2 protein-coding genes are annotated in these 2,454 nt (G+C 66.5%); both read left to right on the top strand.

Annotated elements, in window-relative coordinates:
• The first annotated feature begins 279 nt into the window (after positions 1-279).
• Positions 280-1,119, top strand: coding sequence for a hypothetical protein (locus ACZM96_RS10605; RefSeq protein ID WP_489489024.1), 840 nt, complete (start codon positions 280-282; stop codon positions 1,117-1,119).
• Between the two features lie 58 nt (positions 1,120-1,177).
• The gene (locus ACZM96_RS10600) at positions 1,178-2,428 is read left to right on the top strand and encodes a hypothetical protein (protein WP_489489023.1); all 1,251 of its coding nucleotides are present in this window, start codon (positions 1,178-1,180) and stop codon (positions 2,426-2,428) included.
• Positions 2,429-2,454 lie beyond the last annotated feature (26 nt).

Raw genomic sequence — 2,454 nt, 5'->3', positions numbered from 1 at the left:
CTCGCGCTCCTTTTGCGACACGCTCGCCCCTCAGCCCGCCCCACGCGCTGATCCCCGCTTTCTCCGGCGCTCCCCATCGTGCGCGCCCTCCCCTCCCACAGTTTTCCCCATCGCTTCCCCTGTCGCTCCCACGGCGGTATTTCTTTTCTGCGTTATTTACAAATGTAGAATTTCTTATTGACTTGTAATCTGCATTTGTATAAATTCTCCACAGACGCCGGAACAAGCACGTCTTCCGCGCGCCTTGTCCGTCGTTTTCAACCGTCAAGGAGGCTTCTCGTGACCGATCATCTTTCCGCGTCCCAGCTCGTCATGTTCCAGCGCTGCGCCGAACAGTGGCGTCGCCGCTTTCTTGAGGAAGACTTCGCGCCCCCGGCGATTCCCGTGCTCATCGGCCGCACCGTCCGCGAGATCGCCCTCGCCGCCCTGCGCCGCAAGCTCGATGCCGATGCCTTCCCCACGCCCGAAGAACTCGCCGATCTTGCCGCCGACGCCTTCAACCGTCGCGCAGCCGAAGGCGTGTATGTTGCGCCTGAAGAACTGTCCTCAGTCCGCGCCTCCCTCGCCGAAGCCAAAAACGCCGCGCTCGCCCTCGTCGCCCTCTTCCGCGCCGAACTCGTTCCCCAGCTCGATCCCGTGCTCGCCGATGAACGCGTTCCGCTCGACCTCGGCCTCCCCATGCCCGTGGCCGTGGACCTCCACTGCCTCAACCGCAACGGCGAGGCGCATCACATCGCCACCGCCTCCAAGCGCTGGAATCCCGATCGCGCCCATGCCTCGCCCGATCCCGCGCTCCGCCGCGAAGCCCTTCGGCAACGTTCAGGCGCCGCCCCCGTTTCCCTCATCTGCGACGTGCTCGTCAGCTCCAGAACGCCCGTCCTCCAGCGCATCGAAACCTCCCGCGCTCCGGGCGACCTGCTCGCCGTGATCCGCGCGTTCCGCTTCATGCTGAACGCCATCGACGCCGGCATCTTTCCGCCCGCCCCGCCCGAAAGCTGGATCTGTTCCCCGCGCTGGTGCCCCTATTTCTACTCCTGCTCCCATGTGCCCGCCCGACGCAAAATCCTGCCCGTCGGCGTGCATGGCGCGGGAGCCCGCCTGCTCTCCGTCGTTCCGTAGGCCGCGGGCCGTCGGGGCTCGATCACATCACTCGTCACCTCATTCAAGGAGCTCAGTCATGACCACGTTTCACGATCTTTCCCAAGTTTCGGATCTGCCCCGGCATCATCCGTATTCCGCGGCGCAGGCCCGCGCCGTGGCGGAATCCCGAAGCGCCCTGCTCGCCGCCGCATCCCTGCCCCGCGATGAACGTCTGGTGCGGCATCGCCTGCTGTCTCTGTGCTCGGATCCGCATTTTGCCGTGTTCGCCCTGTGTTGCGACGCCCCTACCCTCACGCTCGCCGAAACCGCCGCGCGCCTCTGGGGCAACCTGACCTTCGGTCTGCGCGAGCGAGCCTGCGAGGCGCACATCTGCGAACAGGAGGCCTTTGCCTGCGATCTGGAAACCAACGTGCAGGCCGTGCGCCGTTTCCGCGCCCGCCGCGCCGACGGGCAGGAAAACGCCTTTCTCCTGGCCGCGCTGCTCGACGTGCTCCCAGCGCCGCTCATGGCCGAAGCGCTGGAGCGCTGCCGCGCCGCGCTCTCGGAACCGAGCGTCGTGCCCACGGACGACACCACGCCCGATCCGGCTGCCGGAGGCGAAGCGCCCGCGCCGTGCGAAGCCGCGCCGACATCCGAAGAACCCGACCTCTGCCGCCGGAACGAAGAAGCTCCAGGCGAAGCGCCTTCGCAAAAGCGCACTTCCCGCAAAGCGCCGATCAGAGAAATGGCGGGTGAAGTAAAGGTTGAAGATACCCCCGTCGGCTCCGCCAAAAAGCGCGGCAGACCCCGCCGCTCCGCAGACAGCGCGAGCAGCGCCCTGCCCGAGGCTCCCAGTGAAGGCGAAGCGCGTCCCGTCGCTGTCGAAGCGAAAAAAGAACACGAGTCTGCGACAGCAAAGAAGGCTCGCCGCCGCTCCGCGCCGGAAAACGAAAAGAACGCCGCGGGGAAAAACGAAGAAGCAGAGATCAGCGCCGCGGCTGCGGCCAACGAAGAGGAGAACAGCGCACAGGCAGGCGAGACGCCGGATGCCGCCCCGGCCGCAGCGGAGACTTCCGGCGGAGGCGAAAAGGAGCCCGAAGAAAATCCGCAGGAAACGCCCCCGGTTGGAGACCGGAAAAGCATGCAGGACGATGCGACCTCCGCCCCTGCCGTCCGCGAGGAAGAGAGGCCGCGAACGGAAGTCGAGGTAAACGCCGCAGTGCCTACGCCGTCGCCTGTGCTGCGCTACCGCCCGGAACTCATCGAATGCCCGGAACTCGGCCACGACGTGGACACGCTGGAGTGCCACGCCTGCCTCCGCCGCGCCGACTGCACGGCCTACGCGTAAACGCTGACCATCGCCGGGCGCGCCTG

The sequence above is a fragment of the Mailhella sp. genome, from assembly GCF_057866825.1.
The sequence above is the reverse complement of the archived record's forward strand: the minus strand, read 5'-3'. Positions and strand labels throughout refer to the sequence as shown.